This window comes from Streptomyces sp. NPDC046805, assembly GCF_040645355.1.
Lineage (GTDB): Bacteria > Actinomycetota > Actinomycetes > Streptomycetales > Streptomycetaceae > Streptomyces.
The window spans coordinates 80087-103301 of record NZ_JBEYYC010000010.1; the positions used below are offsets into that span (position 1 = coordinate 80087).

Annotated in this window: 18 protein-coding genes; 10 read left to right on the forward strand and 8 right to left on the reverse strand. The window is 71.7% G+C overall.

What is annotated here, in order from left to right:
* Window positions 1-2: 2 nt before the first annotated feature.
* Window positions 3-995 carry a hypothetical protein gene (locus tag ABZ910_RS13415; RefSeq protein ID WP_361363055.1) on the reverse strand — a complete coding sequence of 331 codons (993 nt, stop codon included), beginning with the start codon at window positions 993-995 and terminating at the stop codon, window positions 3-5.
* A gap of 288 nt (window positions 996-1283) precedes the next feature.
* On the opposite strand from ABZ910_RS13415, the gene ABZ910_RS13420 reads away from it, so the two are divergent.
* The 3 genes from ABZ910_RS13420 to ABZ910_RS13430 are packed head-to-tail and all read left to right on the forward strand — an operon-like array spanning window position 1284 to window position 5403.
* On the forward strand, window positions 1284-2714 hold the full coding sequence (locus ABZ910_RS13420; RefSeq protein ID WP_361363058.1) for an FGGY family carbohydrate kinase: 1431 nt from the start codon (window positions 1284-1286) through the stop codon (window positions 2712-2714).
* A gap of 38 nt (window positions 2715-2752) precedes the next feature.
* Complete coding sequence (locus ABZ910_RS13425; RefSeq protein ID WP_361363392.1) at window positions 2753-4156, forward strand: FAD-dependent oxidoreductase; 1404 nt, start codon at window positions 2753-2755, stop codon at window positions 4154-4156.
* Window positions 4153-5403, forward strand: a complete 1251-nt coding sequence (locus ABZ910_RS13430; protein ID WP_361363061.1) for an FAD-dependent oxidoreductase — start codon at window positions 4153-4155, stop codon at window positions 5401-5403. Before ABZ910_RS13425 ends, ABZ910_RS13430 begins: the two co-directional genes overlap by 4 nt.
* A gap of 28 nt (window positions 5404-5431) precedes the next feature.
* On the opposite strand, the gene ABZ910_RS13435 is transcribed toward ABZ910_RS13430, so the two are convergent.
* From ABZ910_RS13435 to ABZ910_RS13445, 3 genes are all read right to left on the reverse strand, one after another.
* Window positions 5432-6706 carry an SGNH/GDSL hydrolase family protein gene (locus ABZ910_RS13435; RefSeq protein WP_361363063.1) on the reverse strand — a complete coding sequence of 425 codons (1275 nt, stop codon included), beginning with the start codon at window positions 6704-6706 and terminating at the stop codon, window positions 5432-5434.
* 216 nt (window positions 6707-6922) lie between these two features.
* On the reverse strand, window positions 6923-7687 hold the full coding sequence (locus tag ABZ910_RS13440) for a crotonase/enoyl-CoA hydratase family protein (RefSeq protein ID WP_361363066.1): 765 nt from the start codon (window positions 7685-7687) through the stop codon (window positions 6923-6925).
* Between the two features lie 77 nt (window positions 7688-7764).
* Window positions 7765-8739: a lysylphosphatidylglycerol synthase domain-containing protein gene (locus ABZ910_RS13445; RefSeq protein ID WP_361363069.1), complete on the reverse strand. Its 975-nt coding sequence runs from the start codon at window positions 8737-8739 to the stop codon at window positions 7765-7767.
* 135 nt (window positions 8740-8874) lie between these two features.
* Here ABZ910_RS13445 and ABZ910_RS13450 point away from each other — a divergent pair, with 135 nt between their 5' ends.
* On the forward strand, window positions 8875-10761 hold the full coding sequence (locus tag ABZ910_RS13450) for an ABC transporter ATP-binding protein (RefSeq protein WP_361363395.1): 1887 nt from the start codon (window positions 8875-8877) through the stop codon (window positions 10759-10761).
* 76 nt (window positions 10762-10837) lie between these two features.
* Here ABZ910_RS13450 and ABZ910_RS13455 read toward each other — a convergent pair whose 3' ends face one another.
* From ABZ910_RS13455 to ABZ910_RS13470, 4 genes are all read right to left on the reverse strand, one after another.
* On the reverse strand, window positions 10838-12316 hold the full coding sequence (locus ABZ910_RS13455) for a cytosine permease (RefSeq protein WP_361363072.1): 1479 nt from the start codon (window positions 12314-12316) through the stop codon (window positions 10838-10840).
* A 67-nt stretch (window positions 12317-12383) separates the two neighbouring features.
* Window positions 12384-13370, reverse strand: coding sequence for a CbbX protein (gene cbbX / locus ABZ910_RS13460; RefSeq protein WP_361363075.1), 987 nt, complete (start codon window positions 13368-13370; stop codon window positions 12384-12386).
* 13 nt (window positions 13371-13383) lie between these two features.
* Entirely contained in the window at window positions 13384-13812 is a 429-nt protein-coding gene (locus ABZ910_RS13465; protein ID WP_361363078.1) for a ribulose bisphosphate carboxylase small subunit, read from the reverse strand.
* Between the two features lie 17 nt (window positions 13813-13829).
* Entirely contained in the window at window positions 13830-15260 is a 1431-nt protein-coding gene (locus tag ABZ910_RS13470; RefSeq protein ID WP_361363081.1) for a form I ribulose bisphosphate carboxylase large subunit, read from the reverse strand.
* 185 nt (window positions 15261-15445) lie between these two features.
* On the opposite strand from ABZ910_RS13470, the gene ABZ910_RS13475 reads away from it, so the two are divergent.
* From ABZ910_RS13475 to fdhF, 6 genes are all read left to right on the forward strand, one after another.
* Entirely contained in the window at window positions 15446-16456 is a 1011-nt protein-coding gene (locus ABZ910_RS13475) for a LysR family transcriptional regulator (protein ID WP_361363084.1), read from the forward strand.
* A 213-nt stretch (window positions 16457-16669) separates the two neighbouring features.
* Complete coding sequence (locus ABZ910_RS13480) at window positions 16670-18070, forward strand: OFA family MFS transporter (RefSeq protein ID WP_361363398.1); 1401 nt, start codon at window positions 16670-16672, stop codon at window positions 18068-18070.
* 55 nt (window positions 18071-18125) lie between these two features.
* Window positions 18126-18260, forward strand: a complete 135-nt coding sequence (locus ABZ910_RS13485) for a hypothetical protein (RefSeq protein WP_361363086.1) — start codon at window positions 18126-18128, stop codon at window positions 18258-18260.
* A gap of 115 nt (window positions 18261-18375) precedes the next feature.
* Window positions 18376-18849 carry an NAD(P)H-dependent oxidoreductase subunit E gene (locus ABZ910_RS13490; protein ID WP_361363088.1) on the forward strand — a complete coding sequence of 158 codons (474 nt, stop codon included), beginning with the start codon at window positions 18376-18378 and terminating at the stop codon, window positions 18847-18849.
* A complete protein-coding gene (locus ABZ910_RS13495; protein WP_361363090.1) occupies window positions 18846-20399 on the forward strand; it encodes an NADH-quinone oxidoreductase subunit NuoF in 1554 nt (517 codons plus the stop codon). Before ABZ910_RS13490 ends, ABZ910_RS13495 begins: the two co-directional genes overlap by 4 nt.
* Complete coding sequence (gene fdhF / locus ABZ910_RS13500; RefSeq protein ID WP_361363093.1) at window positions 20396-23215, forward strand: formate dehydrogenase subunit alpha; 2820 nt, start codon at window positions 20396-20398, stop codon at window positions 23213-23215. Before ABZ910_RS13495 ends, fdhF begins: the two co-directional genes overlap by 4 nt.

Consider the following 23215-nt stretch of genomic DNA (forward strand, 5'->3'; position numbering starts at 1 on the left):
GATCAGTCGGGAGCGTGCGCGGCGGCACGGCAGCGGGCACGGGCCCGGCGGAAGACCTCCAGGGCCAGGGCCCGGTCGTCCGGATCCGCCGCGCGGCAGGCCCACGGCAAGGGGGTGTAATAGGGGCCGATCGCGGCGAACACCCGTGCCGCGTCCCGGAATTGCTGGGCACCCCACAGCGCGTGGGCCAGATGGTTGAGGTCGAGCGGGGACCGCTCGGCCTCGCTCGCCTGCTCGAACCAGTCCTCCAGCACGCGGTGCGCCTCGCGCGTGGCGTCCTGGGCCACCCAGTGCAGGTCCAGCGCGGCGCCGTGTCCGCCGGCGCGGCGATAGCGCTCGACCCGCACATACAGCGGCAGCACGTGCAGGGCGGAGCCGGGCGGCGCCGAGGCGGCCGCCCACTGGGCGTAACCGGCCGCCTCCGCCAGCCGGCCGGAGCTGCCGCGGGAGCAGAGGAACTGCAGCATCCGGTGGTAGGCCTCGCGGTTGTGCGGGTCTCGCCGGTCGGCCTCGGCGAGCAGCCCCCACGGGCCCATCGGCAGCATCGGTGCCGGCGGCGCCGCGCGGTGCTCCTCCCAGCGGAGCTCCTCGTCGAGCGAGGCCAACGCCAGCAGGCACACCCACGGCACCGCGTCCTCGGGCGTCATCAGGCTCGCGATGTGGCTCGCGTCCCAGGCCTCGATCCACAACTGGTGTGTCCGCAGGTGCCGCTCACGCCGCGCCCGCAGCGCGCGCTCCACCGCGACCCGGGCGTGCATCACCGCGGCCGCGGCATTCTCCGGCTCCTCCGCCCGCCAGGCGCGCACCACGTCGGTGCCGGCCGCCGCGGCCGCCAGGACCTGGGTGCGCCGCGTCCACTGCCACCCGGCCGTGGTCCCGGCGAGCAGGTCCCGCATCGCCATCCAGCGCCCGGTGCGCAGATCCTGCAGAGCGGCACGCAAAGCCGAGTCGTGGCCGGCGGGATCGTACGCGGGCCGTGCTCCGTCTCTGGCCATCAGCCGTCCGTTCCGGGCCCCGGCCGGGGCGGGACGGCAGGGTGCAGATACAACAGCCCTCCTCAGGGCAATAGTGGGGGAGCACGTTCCGGTCGGCGGCCACTATAGGTGCGGAGATCACTCGGGGCCGCTTGTTTGCGGACCTTCCCCAACTTCCTTTCAAAACCAGCGATGTGACGGCAAGTCGGTGCAGCTTGACGCGGTGCGGCGGTCGACGGCACTCTGTCGCGCGGTGATCGGGATCCACGTGATCGAAATCGGCGGTGGACGACAGGGGGAGGCGTCGGCATGACGGGTGCGGTGCTCGCCGTGGACCAAGGGACGTCCGGTACCAAGGCGCTGGTCATCTGCCCTGAACGCGGCGTCCTCGGCACCGGGTTCGCGCTCGTGCGCCCCCGCCATCTGCCCGGCGGCCTCGTCGAGGTCGACCCCCCCGAGCTGTACGACTCGGTGCTCGACGCCGGGCGCCGTGCGCTGGCCGAGGCGGGCGAGCCCGTCGTGGCGATGGGACTCGCCAACCAGGGGGAGACGGTGCTCGCCTGGGACCCCGAGACGGGCCGCCCGCTGACCGACGCACTGGTGTGGCAGGACCGGCGCGCCGAGAGCGTCTGCGCCGAGCTCGATGAACATGCCGAAGAGCTGCGGCAGTTGACCGGACTTCCGCTCGACCCCTACTTCGCCGCGCCCAAGATGGCCTGGATCCGCGCCCACCTCACCCGCGAGGGCGTGGTCACCACCTCCGACGCCTGGCTGGTCCACCGGCTCACCGGCGCGTATGTCACCGACGCCGCCACCGCCGGCCGTACCCAGCTGCTCGACCTGGACAGCGCCACCTGGTCGCCCCGGGCGCTCGAGCTGTACGGCCTGTCCGCGGAACGGCTCCCCGATGTCGTCGACACCGCGGCCCCCGTCGGCACGACCACCGCCTTCGGCCCCGAGATCCCGCTCACCGGCCTGGTCGTCGACCAGCAGGCCGCCCTGCTCGCCCACCGGATCACCGGGCCCGGCGGTGTCAAGTGCACCTACGGCACCGGCGCGTTCCTGCTCGCGCACACCGGCGACACGCCCCGGCGCGGCACGTCCGGGCTCGCCGCCTGTGTCGCCTGGCGCCACGCCGGGCGGACCAGCTACTGCCTCGACGGACAGGTGTACACCGCCGCCTCCGCGGTGCGCTGGCTCACCGACCTCGGCGTCATCACCTCCGCCGCCGACCTCGACCCCGTCGGCGGGGCCGTGCCCGACGCCGGCGGCGTCACCTTCGTCCCGGCGCTGGCCGGGCTCGCCGCTCCCTGGTGGCGCGGTGACCTGCGCGGCTCGCTGACCGGACTGGGCCTCGACACCGGCCCCGGGCACCTGGTGCGGGCCCTGTGCGAGGGGCTGGCCGCCCAGGTCGTCGCGCTCGCCGAGGCCGCCGCGTCCGACCTCGGTACCCCGCCGGCCGCGTTGCGCGTGGACGGCGGTCTGACCCGCTCGACCCTGCTCATGCAGACGCAGGCCGACCTGCTGCAACGCCCCGTCGAGGTGTCCGCGCTGCCCGAGGCGACCGCGCTCGGCGCCGGCGCCCTGGCCCGGCTCGGCGCCGACCCCGGCCTGAGCGTCGAGGACGCCCTGCCGGACGGGAAGCCGGCCGCCGTGTACGAGCCGCGCATCGGCGCCGACGAGGCCGCCGAACGCCTCGGCACCTTCCGCACCGCCGTCACCGCCCTGCTGGCCTCATGACGGTCAACGGGCAAGGAGGACCCGCCACCGAGCAAGCGGTGACAGTCACCGCGCAGGGGGCGCTGCCCGCGACGCCGTACGACGTGACGGTGGTCGGCGCGGGCGTCGTCGGCTGTGCGATCGCCCGCGCACTCGCCCGCCACCCGGATCTGCGTGTCGCCCTCGTCGAGGCCCAGGACGACATCGGCCAGGGCACCTCCAAGGCCAACACCGCCATCCTGCACACCGGTTTCGACGCGACGCCCGGCTCCCTGGAGGCCCGGCTGGTCCGCGACGGCTCCCGCCTCCTGGCCGCGTACGCCGCCGAGGCCGGCATCCCCGTCGAACCGGTCGGCGCGCTGCTCGTCGCCTGGGACGAGGAGCAGCTCGCGGCGCTCCCTCGCCTCGCCGAGAAGGCCGAGCGCAACGAGTACCGTGAGGCACAACTCCTCGGCGCCGCCGAGCTGTACGCGCGCGAGCCCCACCTCGGCCCCGGCGCGCTGGGCGCCCTGCTCGTGCCCGGTGAGAGCATCGTCTGTCCGTGGACCACGCCGCTGGCGTACGCCACCCAGGCCGTGCGCCACGGCGTCCACCTGCACCTCAACTGCCGTATCGAGCGGGCGAGTCGGCAGGACGACCACCACCTGCTCGGCACGACCCGGGGCACCCTGCGCACCCGCTATCTGGTCAACGCGGCCGGACTGCACGCCGACACCCTGGACCGGGAGCTCGGCCACCGCGACTTCACCGTCACCCCGCGCCGCGGCCAGCTCCTCGTCTTCGACAAGTTCGCCCGGCCGCTGGTCCGCCACATCCTGCTGCCCGTCCCCACCGCCCTCGGCAAGGGCGTCCTGGTCGCCCCCACCGTGTACGGCAACGTCCTGCTCGGCCCCACCGCCGAGGACCTCGACGACAAGCGGGCCACCGACTCCACCGCCGACGGCCTGGCCCTGCTGCGCGAGAAGGGTCGCCGCATCCTGCCCGAACTGCTCGACGAGGAGGTCACCGCCGTCTACGCCGGGCTGCGCGCGGCCACCGAGCACGACGACTACCGCATCCTCGCCCGTCCTGGGCAGGCGTACGTCACCGTCGGCGGCATCCGCTCCACCGGCCTGACGGCCTCCCTCGCCATCGCGGCCCACGTCACCGGCCTGCTGGCCGACGCCGGCCTCGCCCTCGGACCGGAGCGGGAGCTGCAGCCGGTGCGGATGCCCACCCTCGGCGAGGCCTTCCCGCGGCCGTACCAGCGGGCCGAACTCATCGCGGCCGACCCGGAGTACGGCACGCTCGTCTGCCACTGCGAGCGGGTCTCGCGCGGGGAGATCCGCGACGCGCTGGCCGCCCCGATCCCCGCGCGCGGCCTCGACGGACTGCGCCGCCGCACCCGCGCCCGTGCGGGCCGCTGCCAGGGCTTCTACTGCGGGGCCGCGGTGCGGGAGCTGTTCGAGGAGGGGCAGAGGTGACCGGTGCGGCAGAAGGCGCCGAGCAGAACGGCGTACGCCACGTCGACGTCCTGGTCGTCGGGGCAGGTCCCGCGGGCCTCGCGGCCGCCGCCCGTCTGGTCGCTGCCGGCGCGGGCCGCGTCGAGGTGCTGGACCGGGAGCGGCAGGCGGGAGGAGTGCCCCGGCACTGCGCGCACGGCGGCTTCGGCACCTGGCTGCACCCGCTGACCGGGCCCGCCTACGCGCGCCGGCTCACCCGGGCCGCGGTGGGCGCCGGGGCGGAGGTACGGACCGGGGTGAGCGCCCTCGACTGGACGGGCCCGCTGACCCTGGCCACGGTCGGCCCCGGTGGGCCGGAGACGATCGAGGCCCGGGCCGTGGTGCTGGCCACCGGCGCCCGGGAACGCCCCCGCACGGCCCGGCTGGTACCGGGCAGCCGTCCCGCCGGGGTGTACACAACAGGCGAGCTTCAGCAGGCAGTTCACCTGTACGGGCAGCCCATCGGCACCCGGGCGGTGGTGATCGGCGCCGAGGGCGTCTCCTTCGCCGCCGCCGACACCGTCCGTGCGGCGGGGGCGGACGTCGTCGCCCTGGTCACGGACCTGCCCCGCGCCCAGGCCGACCGGACACGCGTCCTCAACTCCCGCCTGTGCCACGGCATCCCGCTGCTGACCGACAGCACCGTTACCGAACTCCTCGGCCACGGACGGCTGTCCGGCGTCCGCGTACGCCACCGCGACGGCCGTACGACCGTCCTGCCCTGCGACACCGCCGTGTTCACCGGCGACTTCGTGCCCGACCACGAGCTGGCCCGCCGCGGCGGCCTCGACCTCGACCCGGGCACGCGCGGCCCCGCCGTCGACGGACTGCTGCGCACGTCGCGTCCGGGCGTGTTCGCCGCCGGCAACGTGCTCCACCCCGCGGAGAGCGCCGCCACGGCCGCCCGCGACGGCGCCCACGCGGCCGATGCCGTACGGGACTGGCTCGCGGGAGCCGACCGGCCGGCCGGCGTCCCGCTCACCGTGGCGCCGCCGTTGCGCTGGATCGCCCCGAACCGCGTGACCCCGGGCGACGACCTGCCGTATGTGCTGCGCACGGCGGTTCCACTGCACCGTCCGGTGCTGCGGGTCACTCAGGACGGCCGCCTGCTGCACCGCGAACTGCCTCGCGTCCGTGCGGTGTTGCCGAACCGCCCGCTGCCCCTGACGGCACGCTGGACGCACCGCGTGGACCCGGGCGGCGGCCCGGTGCAGGTCACGGTCGCCTGAGGGCCGCCGTCGAAGCGCGACCGGCCGCTCAGCGATTCCGCAGGATCATGTCCAGGTCGATCGCGTCGGCCATCACCTTGTAGCCCTGGTCGCCCGGGTGCAGATGGTCGCCCGAGTCGTAGGCCGGGAGCATGTACGACGGGTTGGCGGGGTCGCGCACCGCCTTGTCGAAGTCGATGACGCCGTCGAAGGCGCCGCTGGTGCGGATCCAGTGGTTGACCGCCAGGCGCTGCTGCTCGCCGTAGGCACTGCCGTAGTCGCCGCCGAACTGGCCGTTGGACCCCATGAAGGGCACCAGGGTGCCGCCGTAGATCTTCAGCCCGCGGGCGTGGGCCCGCCGGATGACCTCCTGATAGCCGGGGATCAGGGACGACGCGCTGGCACTCGCCGCGCCGATGTCGTTGATCCCCTCCAGCATGATCACCGTCTTGGCGCCGCTCTGGTCGAGCACGTCGCGGTCCAGGCGGTGCAGGGCGCTGATCCCGAAGTACACCGGGACGCGGTCGACCAGCACCTCGTTGCCGCTGATGGCGGCGTTGGCCACGGCGGGGACGGGGCCGCTCTCCTTCGCCAGGCGGCGGACCAGGTAGTTCGGCCAGCGGCGGTCGGCGTTCAGGGTGGAGAGGTAGCCGTCGGTGATGGAGTCGCCGAGGGTGACGAGAGTGCCGTCGGCGTCGTGGTTGCGTGCCACGTCGACGCCGTCGACCAGCATCATGCAGGTGATGGGCGTCGGGTAGCCGGAGCCGCCGCCGCTGTCGGCGTGGTCCCCGGCGCTGGAGATGAAGCTGTTCTGCATGCCGAGGTTGTGGTTGGTGACGGGCCCGGGGGAGTCCGGCACGTACACGCTCACCGACAGGTGCGCGAGGTCCTGGACGCTCAGGTTCACCGGGTCGCTGAACAGCTCCGCCCCGGCCGGCACGTCGACCGACTTCCGGCCCGAGAAGGTGAGTTGGCGCAGGGTGCCGGGCCGGAGGGAGGCGCCGGTGTCCTGGAGGGCCACGGTGGCGTGACCGACGTGCAGGTCGCTCGTCCCGAACGAGTTGCTCAGCCGGACGCGGATGCGCTCTCCGGCCGCCCCGGTGGTGACGACGTTGCGGAACGTCCGGTCGGACAGATCCTCGGAGCTGGGGCACGTGGGGGTCGAGGTGATGCCCTGCACCGTGCTGCCGGCCCACGCCGTCGCCCACGGGCCGACGGCGGCCCCGGACGTGGCCGACGAGGGGATGGCCGCGGCGAGCGAGGCGCTCGCCGCGAGGGCGGTGGAGAGGGCGACGACGGCGGTGCGAAGTCTCGGCCTGGCCATGGAAGTCTCCTGATCCGATGCTGGCGTCGGTGCTTGCGGTCGCGCATGTGCAGCCGGGCGGGAGGGGAACCGTGGTGCTGCCGGGTGACGTGTCATCACCTGGCCATTGCCGGGTCGAGTCTGGGATCACCCTCGGCCGCGGTCAATCCCCTGGGCATGTACCTGTCGAGGATTGCCGGAACTTCGCCGGCCCCCTCGGCGCCGTCCAGGCCGGGCTCACAGCTCCGTGAAGGACCCGTGCCGCCCCGCGCCCCCGGCGAACCGGGCGGCCCCCTCCATGCCTTCCGCCAGCACGCCTATGCCGTACCGGAGTTCTCCCCGCATCGCCGAGGCCTCGTCCTGTCCCTCCTGGTCCAAGGCCGACGCCCGGTCGCCGCGCAGGCAGGCCTGCGGGAACCGGGCGAGGGACGCCGCCAGTTCCTCCGCCTCGGCGCGGGCCCGGCCGGTCGGGACGACGCGGTTCGCGAGGCCCATCTCGTGTGCCTCGCGGGCGGGTACGGACCGGCCGGTGAGGATCATGTCCATCGCCCGGCTGGTGCCGATCAGCCGGGGGAGCCGTACCGTGCCGCCGTCGATCAGCGGGACGCCCCAGCGGCGGCAGTACACGCCGAAGACCGCGTCCTCCTCCGCGACCCGCAGGTCGCACCACAGGGCGAGCTCCAGGCCGCCCGCGACGGCGTGCCCGGCGACCGCGGCGATCACCGGCTTGGACAGGCGCATCCGGGTGGGCCCCATCGGGCCGTCGCCGTCCTCGGCCACCCGGTTGCCGCGCTCCGTGCCCACCGCCTTCAGGTCGGCGCCCGCGCAGAACGTGCCGCCCTCACCCCACAGCACGGCAACCCGCGCCTCGTCGTCGGCCTCGAACGAGCGGAACGCGGCGGCGAGTTCGGCCGCCGTCTCGCCGTCCACCGCATTGCGCACCTCGGGACGGGAGAGGATCACCGTGGTGACGTGTCCCGTGTGTTCCAGCCGGACCGGCATGGGCGGAGCTCCTTCCTTCACGTGGGTCAGGAAGGTCACTGTGTCATCCGGATCTTGGTGTGTCCTGGGGTGGTCCGTCAGATGACCTCTCGCCGCACCAGCGCGCCGAGCGTCAGCGCCCCCGGCAGCAGCGGCACCCAGACGGTGATGATCCGGTAGGCGAGGACCACCGCGGTGGCGACCGCCGCCGGGCCGCCCGCCGCCATCAGCGCCACCACCAGCGCGGCCTCGACGGAACCGAGACCGCCCGGCGTGGGCACCAGCGCCACCGCGGCCGTCGCCGCCAGGTAGGCCAGCGCGATGTGCAGCGGCGGCACCGGCAGTTCCAGCGCCCGCCCGACCGCCATCAGCCCGGCCGACTGCAGCGCGGGAAAGGCGAGCGCCCCGCCCCAGAGGGCCAGCGCCCGCGCGGGACGGGCGTGCACCGACCGCGCCTCGCCCAGCGCGGTGCGCAGGAAGGAGCACACCGCCGTGCGCAGCCGTCGTACGAGGGCCAGGGCGCCGGCCGCCACCAGCAGCAGGGCGCCGACGGCCGGCAGCAGGATCCCCGGCGCCACGTCGGAGAGCAGGGGGCCGAGCCGCAGCGCGTCGGGGAAGGCGATCAGCAGCGCGGCCAGCAGGCCCAGCCGGCCGACGCACTCGGTGAGCAGGTACAGCGCGAGAGCGGCCGAGGACCGGGCGAGCGGTATCCCGCACACCGTCATGAACCGCAGGTTCACCGCGCTCGCGCCGAGTCCGGTCGGCAGCAGATGGTTGGCCGCGCCCGCCGCGAACTGGGTGGCCAGCAGCCGCCGTTTGGGCAGCGGCTGTACGACGGCGCCCTGGCGGGTGACGGCGGCCGCGACCCAGGTCAGGCAGGTCGCACCGGCCGCCGCCAGCAGCCAGGGCCAGGCGGCGGTCCGCAACTGGCCGACGCCCTCGGCGAGCACGGAGCGGCCGCGCACCGCGGCCACGACGACCAATAGGAGCGGGAGCAGGCACAGCAGCCGCCGGACGGGTGCGCGGGCGGGCAGTCGTCGGCGGGGGAGGTCGGGGTGTCGTACCGCGGTCACATCCGAAGAGGTTCTCCGCGCCACGACAACGGCGTGTGGCGGGATCGGGGACGGCGGCTTACGGCCGGGAAGCGGGGAAGGGGAAACTCTCTTGACCTCAAGGAAGGTCGAGGTTCTACCGTTTCCTTCATGAGCATGGAAACCACCGCCTGGATGCAGCTGCACAGCGTGATGAGCGCGCAGCAGGAGCGTCGCCCCCTCGCCCGCGCCACGCTGCGCCGCATCGCCGCCTTCGCGCGCCCGCACCGCCGCCGCATCGCCCGGTTCGTGCTGCTCGGGGTGGTGACCGCGCTGCTCGCCGTCGCGACCCCCGTGCTCGCCGGCCGCGTCGTGGACGCGATCGTGTCGCGCGGCGACGCGGGCAGGGTCGTCCGTCTGGCCCTTCTCATCGCCGTGATCGCCGTCGCGGAGGCGGCGCTCGGGATTCTCGGCAGGCGGCTCTCGTCGACGCTCGGGGAGGGACTCATCCTCGATCTCCGGACGGCTGTGTTCGATCATGTGCAGCGGATGCCGGTCGCGTTCTTCACACGGACTCGTACGGGGGCGCTCGTCAGTCGTCTCAACAACGACGTCATCGGCGCACAGCGGGCGTTCAGCAACACCCTGTCCGGCGTCGTGAGCAACATCGTCACTCTGGTGCTGACTCTGGCTGTCATGCTCACGCTGTCGTGGCAGATCACCCTGCTCGCGCTGGTGCTGCTCCCGGTGTTCGTCGTCCCCGCCCGCCGGATGGGCAGCCGCATGGCCCGGATGCAGCGCGAGGCGGCCGAGCTCAACGCGGCGATGGGCACCCGCATGACCGAGCGCTTCTCGGCCCCCGGCGCCACCCTGGTCAAGCTGTTCGGCCGGCCCGAGGAGGAGTCGGTCGAGTTCACCCGGCGCGCCGCCCGCGTCCGGGACATCGGCATCCGTACGGCCACCGCCCAGTCGGCGTTCATCACCGCGCTGACCCTGGTGTCGTCCCTGGCCCTCGCCCTGGTCTACGGCCTCGGCGGCTGGTTCGCGCTGCGCGGCACCCTGGAGGCCGGCGCCGTCGTGTCGCTGGCCCTCCTGCTGACCCGGCTGTACGCCCCGCTGACCGCGCTCGCCGGGGCCCGCGTCGAGGTGATGAGCGCGCTGGTCAGCTTCGAGCGGGTCTTCGAGGTGCTGGACCTCGACCCGCTCATCAAGGAGAAGCCCGGCGCGCACGAGGTGCCCGAGGGGCCGGTGGCGGTGGAGTTCGAGGACGTCCGCTTCGGCTACCCCGCCGCCGACAAGGTCTCCCTCGCCTCCCTGGAGGAGGTCGCGACCCTCGACACCCGCGGCGGCGCCGAGGTCCTGCACGGCATCTCCTTCCGCGCCGAACCGGGGCAGACCGTCGCCCTCGTCGGCTCCTCCGGCGCCGGAAAGTCGACGATCGCACAGCTGCTGCCGCGGCTGTACGACATCGACGAGGGCGCCGGCGCCATCCGCATCGGCGGCGTGGACGTCCGCGACCTCAGCGCGGCCTCACTGCGTGCGACCCTCGGCATGGTCACCCAGGACGGCCACCTGTTCCACGACACGGTCCGGGCCAACCTGCTGCTGGCCCGCCCCGAGGCCGCCGACGACGAGCTGTGGGACGCCTTGGGCCGCGCCCGCCTCGACGAGGTCGTACGGTCGCTGCCCGACGGCCTGGACACCGTGGTCGGCGAACGCGGCTACCGCCTCTCCGGCGGCGAGCGCCAGCGCATGACCATCGCCCGTCTGCTGCTGGCCCGCCAGCGGGTCGTCATCCTGGACGAGGCCACCGCCCACCTGGACAACACCTCCGAGGCGGCCGTCCAGGAGGCCCTCGCGGAGGCGTTGGAGGGCCGGACCGCGGTCGTGATCGCCCACCGGCTGTCGACGGTCCGCGCGGCGGACCTGATCCTGGTGGTCGAGTCCGGCCACGTCGTGGAGCGGGGCACGCACGAGGAACTCCTGGCAGCCGGCGGGCGGTACGCCGAACTGCACCGCACCCAGTTCGAGAAGCAGGCCGCCGAGCTGCCGGCCGCAGGCTGAACGCGGAGGGGGGGACAAGCCGAACGCCGGGCGGTGCGCCCGGCGTTCGGCTTCTTACCCGTCAGCTCCGCATGCGTCACTTCTGCTTCGGGTCGTCGTACGGCTCGCGGTGTTCGTGCGCCGCCCGTTCCAGCTCATCCGCCTCGGCCTCCGCCAGCCGCTGCTCGGCGGCCACGTCGATCGACCGGGTCAGCAGCCAGTACAGCAGCGCCGAGACCGGCAGCCCGATGAACAGCGAGATGTCGGCCCCGCCGAGCGCCTTCGCGGCGGGCCCGACATAGAGCGTGCCGACCGAGAAGAACGGCACCATCACGGCGAACCCCACGAGGTAGGCGATGATGCCGTGCCAGCCCCAGCGCCCGTAGATTCCACGCGAGTTGAAGATCTCGGCGATGGCGTAGTGCCCGCGGCGCACCACGTAGTAGTCCATGAGGTTCACCGCGGTCCACGGGATGAACAGGTAGAGGATCAGCAGCAGGAAGTTCTCGAAGTTCTCCAGGAAGTGGGAGGTCGCCGCCAGCGCGCCGATCAGGGAGAGCACCGCGGTGAGCCCGATCGTCACGACGCGCATGCCGAGCGTCGGCCGCACCTTCTTGACCGAGTCGATGGCGCCGATGAGCGTCAGCGAACCCCCGTACATGTTCAGCGCGGTGACCGACACCAGGCCCAGCGCGGCGAACAGCAGCACGATCGCGCCGAACCCGTGGAACACCGTGTCGCCCGCGGCCTTGATCGAGCGGATCGTGTCGAAGTCCTTGCCCGCCCAGGCCGCGAGCAGCGCCCCGAGGGTCATCAGCCACACGCCGCCCAGCGCCGACCCGAAGTAGGTCCAGTAGAAGGTCTTGCGGACCGTCACGTTCGGCGGGAGGTAGCGCGAGTAGTCCGAGACGTAGATGGCCCAGCTGATCTGGTAGCCGGCGACCACGCCGAACTGGGCGAGGAACGGCGTCCAGTGGAAGTCACCGAGGTCGAACGCCCCGGCCGGGAAGCCCAGGTTGACCAGGACGCCCACGGTGAAGACCCCGAAGACGACCAGGAAGGTGTACGTCAGGAACTGCTCGGCCCGGTGGATGACGTCGTACCCCACCAGCGCGAGGACGAACGCGAGCACGGTGACCAGGACCACCCACAGGTTGACGCTCCCGTGCACGGTCGTGTGCAGGGCCTGCCCGGCGAGGATGGAGTTGAAGATGTTGAAGCCCGCGTACTGGAGATAGGCGAAGAGCCACACCAACAGGGCCCCGACGTAGCCGAACTGGGGCCGCGACTGGATCATCTGCGGCAGCCCCAGCTGCGGCCCCTGGGCGGAGTGGAAGGCCATGAAGAACGTACCGATGACGGTTCCGGCCACGATCGCGATGAGCGACCAGATGAGGTTGCCGCCCTCGGTGATGCTGATCAGCCCGACCGCCAGCGTGGCTATCTGCGCGTTCGACATGAACCACAGGGGGCCCAGATGCCACAGCTTGCCGTGCCGCTCGTTCAGCGGAACGTAGTCGATGGACCGGATCTCACAGCCCGCCACTCTGGGCTCTGCCTCTGCTGATGCGGCCACGGCGCCTCCCCTTGCTCGTACACCTCAGTCACCACTGTGGCCACATTGATCCCCCGAAAGCGGTCGGTCAACCCGTTTGACGTGGGGAATCGCTCGCCCCGGTCACCGGCTCGGCCGCGAAGACCCGGCTTGCGAGGAAGTCCTCCGGTTCCAGCCGCATGAGGTCGTCCTTGGCCAGGGCTCGCGCGTCACCGTCGACCAGCCGGTTGGCCTGCCGCAGCCGCGCGCGCTCCACGGCGTTGCGGACGCTGCGGGCGTTGGCGAACCGCGGCTGCGCGCGGCGGCGTTCCAGATAGTCCCGGACGGTGTCGCGGGTCTTCGGGGACAGCGCGTAGCCCTGGTCGCGCACGATGAGTTCGCTGATCTCGGCCAACTCGTCCAGGGAGTAGTCGGGGAAGTCGATGTGATGGGCGATCCGCGAGCTCATCCCGGGGTTGGACTGGAAGAAGGTGTCCATCCGGTCCTTGTAGCCGGCCAGGATGACCACGAGGTCGTCGCGCTGGTTCTCCATCACCTGCAGCAGGATCTCGATGGCCTCCTGCCCGTAGTCGCGCTCGTTCTCCGCGCGGTACAGGTAGTAGGCCTCGTCGATGAACAGCACGCCGCCCATGGCCCGTTTGAGGACCTCCTTCGTCTTCGGTGCGGTGTGTCCGACGTACTGCCCCACCAGGTCGTCCCGGGTGACCGTGACCAGATGGCCGCGCTTGAGGTAGCCGAGCTGCCTGAGCAGTGCGGCCATCCGCAGCGCCACCGTGGTCTTGCCCGTGCCCGGGCTGCCCGTGAACGACATGTGCAGGTTGGGGCGGCTCGCCGAGAGCCCGAACCGCGCCCGCTGCCGGTCGACGAGCAGCAGGGCCGCGATCTCCCGGATGCGGGTCTTCACCGGGCGCAGCCCGACCAGGTCCCGGTCCAGTGCCTCCAGTACGTCGTCGACGCCCGAGGCGCGCCGCTGCGCGGCGAGGTCGACGGTCGCGTCCGCCGGCAGGAGCCGCCCGGCCGGGTCCTCCCTCTCGTCACCGGCCCTGCCTGCAGCCGTCCTGTTCTCACCGTTCATGGGTGTCGCCGCCTCACTGGCCCGGAGCGTAGCGCTCGCCGGACGGGCGGTCGGTGGCGTAGGCGTGGGTCGTGTACTGGATGCGGCGGTCGCTCACCTCGGCCCGCTCCAGCCGGAACCCGGGCTCCTCGGCGGGGCGGTTGACGATGAACGACAGCGCGGTGGTCTGCCGGCCCAGCCGGGCGTCGTAGGCGTTGACCCGGACGTAGTGGCGCGGGTACGCCTTCCGGCACTCGTTGACCTCGTACAGCACGCCCGTGGCGTCCTTCAGGTCGAACATCGGCAGGCCCCACATCTCCCAGTACGTGTTGCGGGGATGCGGGTCGTCGGTGAACTCCACCGACAGCGGCCAGTCGTGGTCCAGAGCGTACTGGATCTGCAGCCGGATCTCGTCGTCGCTCAGGTCGGGCAGGTAGGAGAAGGCGCCCTGGGTGACTCGCATGCTGTTCCTCCTGGTCCTCAGACGGCGGTCGGGGTCGCGACGACGTCCGGTGTGTCGGTGGACGCGTAGGTGAAGGTGATGTCGCCCCACGTGGACAGCGCGACGTCGAGCGCGCGGTGGTGCTTCGCGGCGGCCCGCAGGATGTCGGGGCCCTCGGCGAGGAAGTCCCGGCCCTCGTTGCGCGCCTTGATCATCGCCTCCAGCGCGACGCGGTTGGCACTCGCACCGGCGGCGATGCCCATGGGGTGGCCGATCGTGCCGCCGCCGAACTGCAGGATCACGTCCTCGCCGAGGTAGTCGAGGAGTTGGTGCATCTGCCCGGCGTGGATGCCGCCGGAGGCGACCGGCATGACGCCCGGCATGGAGGCCCAGTCCTGCTCGAAGTACAGGCCCTTGACCGGGTCCGCCTCGACCTTGTCGAGGCGCAGCGTGTCGTAGAAGCCGCGCACGGAGTTCGGGTCGCCCTCCAGCTTGCCGACGACCGTGCCCGCGTGGATGTGGTCGACCCCGGCCAGCCGCATCCACTTGGAGATGACGCGGAAGCTGACGCCGTGCGTCTTCTGCCGGGTGTAGGTCGAGTGGCCGGCGCGGTGCAGGTGCAGGATCACCCCGTTCCTGCGGGCCCACTTCGCCATCGACTGGATCGCGGTGTAGCCGACCGTCAGGTCGATCATCACGATGACGCTGCCGAGCTCCTTGGCGAACTCGGCGCGCTCGTACATGTCCTCCATCGTCGCCGCGGTGACGTTGAGGTAGTGCCCCTTGACCTCACCGGTCTCCGCCTGCGCCCGGTTGACCGCCTCCATGCAGAACAGGAACCGGTCCCGCCAGCGCATGAACGGCTGCGAGTTGATGTTCTCGTCGTCCTTGGTGAAGTCCAGCCCGCCGCGCAGCGCCTCGTACACCACCCGGCCGTAGTTGCGGGCGGACAGGCCCAGCTTCGGCTTCGTCGTCGCGCCGAGCAGCGGGCGGCCGTACTTGCCGAGGTGCTCGCGCTCCATCACTATGCCGTGCGCGGGGCCCTGGAACGTCTTGGTGTAGTGCGGCGGGATGCGCATGTCCTCCAGGCGCAGCGCCTTCAGCGGCTTGAACCCGAAGACGTTGCCGATGATCGACGAGGTGAGGTTCGCGATCGAGCCCTCCTCGAACAGATCGAGGTCGTAGGCGATGTAGGCGATGTACTCGCCCTCGGCGCCCGGCACCGGGTCCACCCGGTAGCACTTGCCCTGGTAGTGGTCGTACGCCGTCAGGCGGTCCGTCCACACGACCGTCCACGTGGCCGTGGAGGACTCGCCCGCCACCGCGGCTCCCGCCTCCTCCGGCGGCACGCCGGGCTGCGGCGTGATGCGGAACGCCGCGAGGACGTCCGTCGGCTTCGGCTCGTAGTCCGGCTGCCAGTACCCCATTTCGGCGTAGGGAATGACTCCTGCGCCCCAGCGCTCCGCCATGTCTGCTCCTGACGATGGGTGTTCGGGGGATGGGTTCGGGATGTCTCCATGCTGGCGGCGAACCCTTCGGATATCCATCAAGTCTTTCGTCGGACACCTGAAGGAAGACTCAAGAATGGGGCGCCTGCCCGCCGACCGCGTCGGGTGCCTTTACCTGCGGGTTCGTTTCGGGGTATCTATGGCTGATGCTGTTGCGCCAGTTGGAGTACCTGAGTGCCTTGGCGCGCGAGGGCCACTTCGGGCGCGCGGCGGACGTGTGCCATGTGTCCCAGCCCGCGCTGTCGGCCGGCATCCGCAAGCTGGAGGCCGAACTCGGCGTGCGGATCGTCCAGCGGGGGCAGCGCTTCGAGGGCTTCACCCCCGAGGGCAAGCAGGTGCTGCAGTGGGCCCACCGAATGCTCGCCGAGCAGGACGCCCTGCGCCACTCGCTGTCGAGCATGCGCGGCGGTCTGACCGGAGTCCTGCGCATCGGCGCGGTCCCCACCGCGCTGACCGTCGCGTCGCTGCTGACCACCCCGCTGCACGCGAGGCACCCGGGGATGCAGTTCTCGCTGGAGTCCTTGTCGTCGCGGGAGATCGTGGCCCGGCTCAACGAGTTCGACATCGACGTCGGCATGACCTATGTGGACGGTGAGCCCCTGGGCAAGGTCCGGGTGGTCCCGCTCTACCGCGAGCGGTACCTGTTCCTGACGCCGCAGGACGGGGAGTTCGCCGGCCAGGACTCCATCAGCTGGGCGCAGGCCGCGACGGCGCCGCTGTGCCTGCTCACCCAGGTGATGCAGAACCGCCGTATCCTCGACGGGTACTTCGCCGAGGCGGGCGCCGCGGTGAACCCGGTGGTCGAGGCCGACACCGTGCAGGCGATGTACGCGCACATCGCGTCCATGCGGCTGTCCAGCGTCATCCCGCACGCCTGGCTGCACAGCTTCGGCGTCCCCGACGGCACACGACTGCTGGTGCTGCCCCGCCCGACGCGGTCCTTCCACGTCGGGCTCGTCCTCGCCGACCGCACGCCGGAGTCGATGCTGGCCCGCGCCCTCGTGGACGTCGCACGGCAGTTGGACATGCCCGGCGAACTGGACCGGGCGCTGCGGCGCCATGTGACACTCAGTCGCCCGCACGACCCGGGAGACGACCACGCCGACGGGCGCGTTCCGAGGGCGCACGAGGCCGCACAGATGGTTCGCGAGGGGTGATAGGCGCGTGACCGCACGGTTCATAAATCTGGGTTATGACCAGATTCGAAAAGAAACTTTGACCTGGGTCACACGCGAGCCTAATTTTTCAGTGCTCGCCGGACACGCAGCGTGATCGACCGCCCCCACCGGCCCACCCCGGCGAGCGAGTTCACCCGCCCCTACCCGCGCCCCTCACGGACTCCTCGCACAAGGAGGTGGACAGTGGCCGCACTGTCCTTCCTGGACCGCGAGCACACGGTTGCTCAACCAGGCTACAGCCGTTGGTTGATCCCGCCCGCCGCGCTCGCCATCCATCTCTGCATCGGTCAGGTCTACGCCACCAGCGTGTACAAGACCGCCCTGGTCGCGCACTTCGGCACGGACCTCACCTCGATCGGGATCGTCTTCTCCATAGCCATCGTCATGCTGGGCGTGTCCGCGGCCGTCATGGGGACGTGGGTCGACAAAGTCGGGCCGCGCAAGGCGATGTTCACCGCCGCCTGCTGCTGGTCGTCCGGCTTCCTCATCGGGGCACTGGGCATCGCCACCAAGCAACTCTGGCTCGTCTACCTCGGCTACGGCGTCATCGGGGGCGTCGGCCTCGGCATCGGCTACATCTCCCCGGTCTCGACACTGATCAAGTGGTTCCCGGACCGGCCGGGCCTGGCCACCGGCATGGCCATCATGGGCTTCGGCGGAGGCGCCCTGGTCGCCTCGCCGCTCTCCCGCGAACTGCTGTCCTTCTACGACGGCACCGCGGACGCCACCGCGGTCGCCTCCGGCGGCGCGGTCGCGAAGCTCTTCGTCACCCTGGGCGTCGTCTACTTCCTGGTCATGATGCTGGGCGTCTTCACCGTCCGCGTACCGGCGCCGGGTTGGCGGCCCGAGGGCTTCGACCCGGCTGCGCTGAAGTCCCAGCCGATGGTGACCACGGCGCACGTCTCCGCCGCCCACGCCATCAGGACGCCGCAGTTCTGGCTGCTGTGGACCGCGCTGTTCTGCAACGTCACCGCCGGCATCGGCATCCTCGAACAGGCCGCCCCGATGATCCAGGACTTCTTCCGCAAGGGCGAGACGTCGACCGTGACCGCGGCGGCCGCCGCCGGATTCGTGGGCCTGCTGTCCATCTTCAACATGGCCGGCCGCTTCACCTGGTCGTCCACCTCGGACTTCATCGGCCGCAAGCCCGCATACGTGGTCTACCTCGGCGTCGGCATGGTGCTCTACGCGCTGCTCGCCCTCGTCGGACCCACCTCGACCGCGCTGTTCGTCATCCTGGCCGCGGTCATCATCTCCTTCTACGGCGGCGGCTTCGCGACGGCACCGGCGTACCTGCGGGACCTGTTCGGCACGTACCAAGTGGGCGCCATCCACGGCCGGTTGCTCACCGCCTGGTCCATGGCCGGCGTCGTCGGCCCGCTGATCGTCAACGGCATCCTCGACTCGCGCGGCACCCCCGGCGAGCTGACCGCGAACGACTACCGGCCCGCCCTCTTCACCATGGTCGGCGTGCTGGCGCTCGGCTTCCTCGCCAACCTGCTGATCCGGCCGGTCGCCGCACGCTGGCACGAGCCGGCCGAGGCCCCGAAGACCGCCGGGGCCGAGGCCGCGCAGGCGGCCACCCCCAACTAGCCACCCCGCCAACCCGATCCGCGCCCCCGGAACAGGGAGGGAAGGAGCGCCCATCATGTCGCAGAGCGCCACCAAGGCATCCGGCGGTCACGCCGCGAGGATCGCCGTCTCGTGGCTGATCGTCGGAGTCCCCCTGGTGTACGGCGTCGTGCAGGCCGTCAATTCCAGCCTGCCGCTGTTCACCCGCTGAACGCGGCCCGCCCGCACGCCCCTTGAGGCGTGGGGGCGGGCCCGCTGCCATTTCCGGAAGTACGAGCAGACAAGCACGCGTACGGGCACAGAAGTAGACGAATGCGGAGCGGCTCATGAAGAGAACGGAAATGAATCTGCCGGAGCTCGTCCGGTGCGTCGTGGACGCGCACCGACAGGAACCGGGACCGCTCCTCGTGGTCCTGCAGGACCTCCAGGATCGCCTCGGCTACATCGATCCCGAAGCGATCCCGCTCGTGGCAGCGGAGTTGAACCTGTCAAGAGCCGATGTCCACGGTGTCGTCACCTTCTACCGGGATTTCCGCTCCCAGCCCCCGGGCAGGACGACAGTGAGGGTGTGCCGCGCGGAGGCCTGCAAGTCGGTCGGCGCGGAGGAACTGCTCGCCCGTCTCGAGCAGACCTTCGGCGTCCGGGTCGGGCAGACCACGCCGGACGGCTCGATGACCCTTGATCAGGTGTTCTGCCTGGGCAACTGCGCGCTGGGACCCGCGGCCCAGGTCAACGGCCGGCTCTACGGACGCCTCGATCACGACCGGTTGGCCGGCATGGTGCAGCGGGAGGCGTCATGACCACGGTGTACGTGCCGCGGGACTCCGCGGCGACATCGGTCGGCGCCGACGAGGTCGCCGCGGCCCTGCGGCGCGCGTCGGAGGCCACGGGCCGCCGGATCGACGTGGTGCGCAACGGATCACGCGGCATGCTGTGGCTGGAGCCCCTGGTGGAGGTGGCGACCGAACGCGGCAGGATCGGCTACGGACCGGTCCGCGCCGAGGACGTCCCCGATCTGGTCGCCGCCGGCATGCTCGAAGGCGCGGCCGAACACCCGCTCTGCCAGGGCCCGGTGGACGAGCTGCCGTGGATGCGCGACCAGCAGCGGCTGTGCCTTGCGCGCGTCGGCGTCACCGACCCGCTCTCCCCGGACGACTACGTCGCCCACGGCGGCCTGGCCGGCCTGCGCAGGGCGCTCGGACTCACCCCGGCCGACGTCGTCACCGAGGTGACGGAGTCGGGGCTGCGCGGCCGCGGCGGCGCGGGCTTCCCGGCCGGCATCAAGTGGCGGACGGTCGCCGACACCGACGGGGACGTGAAGTACGTCTGCTGCAACGCCGACGAGGGCGACAGCGGGACCTTCGCCGACCGGATGGTGATGGAAGGCGACCCCTTCGTGCTGATCGAGGGCATGACGATCGCCGCGTACGCGGTCGGTGCCCACGAGGGCTACATCTATCTGCGCTCCGAATACCCCGACGCCGCCGAGGTGTTGCGCGAGACGATCGCCGTCGCCGGCAGCCGCGGCTGGCTCGGCGAGGACGTCCTCGGCTCCGGCTTCCGCTTCGATCTGCACGTGCGGATCGGGGCCGGCGCCTACATCTGCGGCGAAGAGACCTCGATGCTGGAGAGCCTGGAGGGCAAGCGGGGCATGGTGCGGGCCAAGCCCCCGATCCCCGCCGTCACCGGGCTGTTCGGCCGGCCGACCGTCGTCAACAACGTGCTCACCCTGGCCAGCGTGCCCGCGATCCTCGCCGACGGCGGCAAGGCGTACGCCGAACTGGGCGTGGAGCGCTCGCGCGGCACCCAGGTGTTCCAGCTGGCGGGCAACATCGCGCGGGGCGGCCTCTTCGAGACCGCGTTCGGCATCAGCCTGGCAGAGTTGGTCGAGCGCTACGGCGGCGGCACCCGGTCCGGCCGACCGGTGCGCGCGGTGCAGGTGGGCGGTCCGCTCGGCTCGTACCTGCCCGCGTCCGGGCTCGACGTGCCCATGGACTACGAGGCGTTCACCGCCGTGGGCGCCATGCTCGGGCACGGCGGGATCGTCGTCTTCGACGACACCGTGGACATGGCGGGGATGGCACGCTTCGCGATGGAGTTCTGCGCCGAGGAGTCGTGCGGCAAGTGCACGCCCTGCCGGGTCGGCGCCGTCCGCGGGGTCGAGGTGATCGACCGCATCACCGCGGGCGACGACCAGGACGCGGGCCTCGGCCTGCTGGGCGACCTGTGCGAGCTGATGACGGACGGCTCGCTGTGTGCGATGGGGGGACTGACGCCCAATCCGGTGAAGAGCGCGCTGCTGCACTTCCCGGAGGACTTCACCGCTCGACGCGAGGAGACGGCACAATGACCCTGTTCAAGGAACCCGATCTGGGCACCCCCGCCCGGCCCGGTGCCGCGACGGTGACCGTGGAGATCGACGGACAGCCGGTGACGGTACCGGAGGGCACCTCGGTGATGCGCGCCGCGGCCCTGTCCGGCACGGACATCCCGAAGCTCTGCGCCACCGACAGCCTGGAGGCGTTCGGCTCCTGTCGGCTCTGCCTGGTCGAGATCGACGGCCGCGGCGGCACTCCGGCGTCCTGTACGACCCCGGTGGCCGAGGGCATGAAGGTCCGTACGCAGACGCCGCGCCTCGACAAGCTGCGGCAGGGCGTGATGGAGCTCTACATCTCCGACCACCCGCTGGACTGCCTGACCTGCCCGGCCAACGGCGACTGCGAGCTGCAGGACATGGCCGGAGTGGTCGGACTGCGGCAGGTGCGCTACGGCTACGAGGGCGACAACCACCTCGACCTGGAGACCGACCACAGCAACCCCTACTTCGACTTCGACCCGTCGAAGTGCATCGCCTGCTCCCGCTGTGTGCGCGCCTGCGGCGAGATCCAGGGGACGTTCGCGCTCACCATCGAGGGGCGCGGCTTCGAGTCCCAGGTGTCCGCCGGCGCGGGCGAGTCGTTCATGGACTCGGAGTGCGTGTCGTGCGGCGCCTGCGTCCAGGCGTGCCCGACCTCGACGCTGCAGGAGAAGTCGGTGGTGGACCTGGGCATGCCGACCCGGTCCGTGACGACCACGTGCGCGTACTGCGGGGTGGGCTGCTCGTTCAAGGCCGAGCTGCGCGGCGACGAACTGGTCCGCATGGTGCCCGCCAAGTCCGGCGGCGCCAACGAGGGCCACTCGTGCGTCAAGGGACGGTTCGCCTTCGGCTACGCCACCCACCCCGACCGCATCCTCAAGCCCATGGTGCGGGAGAGGACCACCGACCCGTGGCGCGAGGTCGGCTGGGACGAGGCGATCAGTACCGTCGCCACGCGGATGCGTGACATCCAGCAGCGGCACGGCGCGGGCGCGATCGGCGCCATCTCCTCGTCCCGCTGCACCAACGAGGAGGTGTACGTCGTCCAGAAGATGGTGCGTGCCGCCTTCGGCAACAACAACGTCGACACGTGCGCCCGCGTCTGCCACTCCCCGACGGGCTACGGCCTGAAGCAGACCTTCGGCGAGTCGGCGGGCACCCAGGACTTCCGCTCGGTGGCGGACGCCGACGTGATCGTGCTGATCGGCGCCAACCCCACCGACGGACACCCGGTGTTCGCCTCGCGCATGAAGCGCCGGCTGCGCGAGGGCGCTCAGCTCGTCGTGATCGACCCGCGCCGTATCGACCTGGTGCGCACGCCGCACGTCGAGGCCGCGCACCACCTGCAGCTCACGCCGGGCACGAACGTCGCCGTCGTCAACGCCATGGCGCACGTGGCCGTCACCGAGGACCTGGTCGACAAGTCCTTCGTGGCCACACGGTGCGAAGGCTTCGAGGAGTGGGCCGACTTCGTCTCCCGCCCGGAGAACAGCCCGGAGGCCACCGAGTCCATCACCGGCGTGCCGGCCGAGCAACTCCGGGCCGCGGCCCGGCTGTACGCGCAGGCCCCCAACGGGGCCATCTACTACGGCCTCGGCGTCACCGAGCACAGCCAGGGCTCCACCATGGTCATGGGGATGGCCAACCTCGCGATGGCGTGCGGCAACATCGGCCGCGAGGGCGTCGGCGTCAACCCGCTGCGCGGCCAGAACAACGTGCAGGGCTCCTGCGACATGGGCTCCTTCCCGCACGAGTTCAGCGGCTACCGCCACGTCTCGGACGACGCCGTGCGCACCGTGTTCGAGGAGCTGTGGGGCCGCACGATCCTCGCCGAGCCCGGACTGCGCATCCCGAACATGTTCGACGCGGCGATCGACGGGGACTTCCGCGGCCTGTTCGTGCACGGCGAGGACATCGCCCAGTCGGACCCGAACCTCCAGCACGTCACCGCCGCGCTCGAAGCCATGGAACTCGTGGTCGTCCAGGACCTGTTCCTCAACGAGACGGCCAAGTTCGCGCACGTCTTCCTGCCCGGGGCGTCGTTCCTGGAGAAGGACGGCACCTTCACCAACGCCGAACGCCGGGTCAACCGGGTGCGCGCGGTGATGCCGCCGAAGACCGGCAAGCACGAGTGGCAGATCGTCTGCGAGATCGCCACCGCCATGGGCTACCCGATGGCGTACGACGACCCGAGCCGGATCATGGAGGAGATCGCCCGGGTCACCCCGACCTTCCAGGGTGTCTCCTACGAGCTGCTGGACAAGCTCGGCAGCGTCCAGTGGCCGTGCAACGAGGAGGCGCCGGAAGGCACGCCGACCATGCACGTGGACGAGTTCGTGCGCGGCAAGGGGAGGTTCGTGGTCACCGCCTACGTCCCCACCAAGGAGCGGACCACCGCGCGCTTCCCGCTGATCCTCACCACGGGCCGCATCCTCACCCAGTACAACGTCGGCGCGCAGACCCGCCGTACCGGCAACGTCGCCTGGCACCCGGAGGACGTCCTGGAACTGCACCCGCACGACGCCGAGGTCCGCGGCATCCGCGACGGCGACCCGGTGACGCTGACCAGCAGGGTCGGTCGGACGACGCTGCACGCGTACGTCACCGACCGGATGCCGCCCGGGGTCGTCTACACCACGTTCCACCATCCCGTGACCGGCGCCAACGTGGTGACCACGGAGAACTCGGACTGGGCGACCAACTGCCCGGAGTACAAGGTGACCGCCGTACAGGTCGGGCTCGCGCACCCGCTCGACCGTGCCACGGACACCGCGTCCCCCCAGGGGGACCGGCTCGCGGCGGTGGACTGA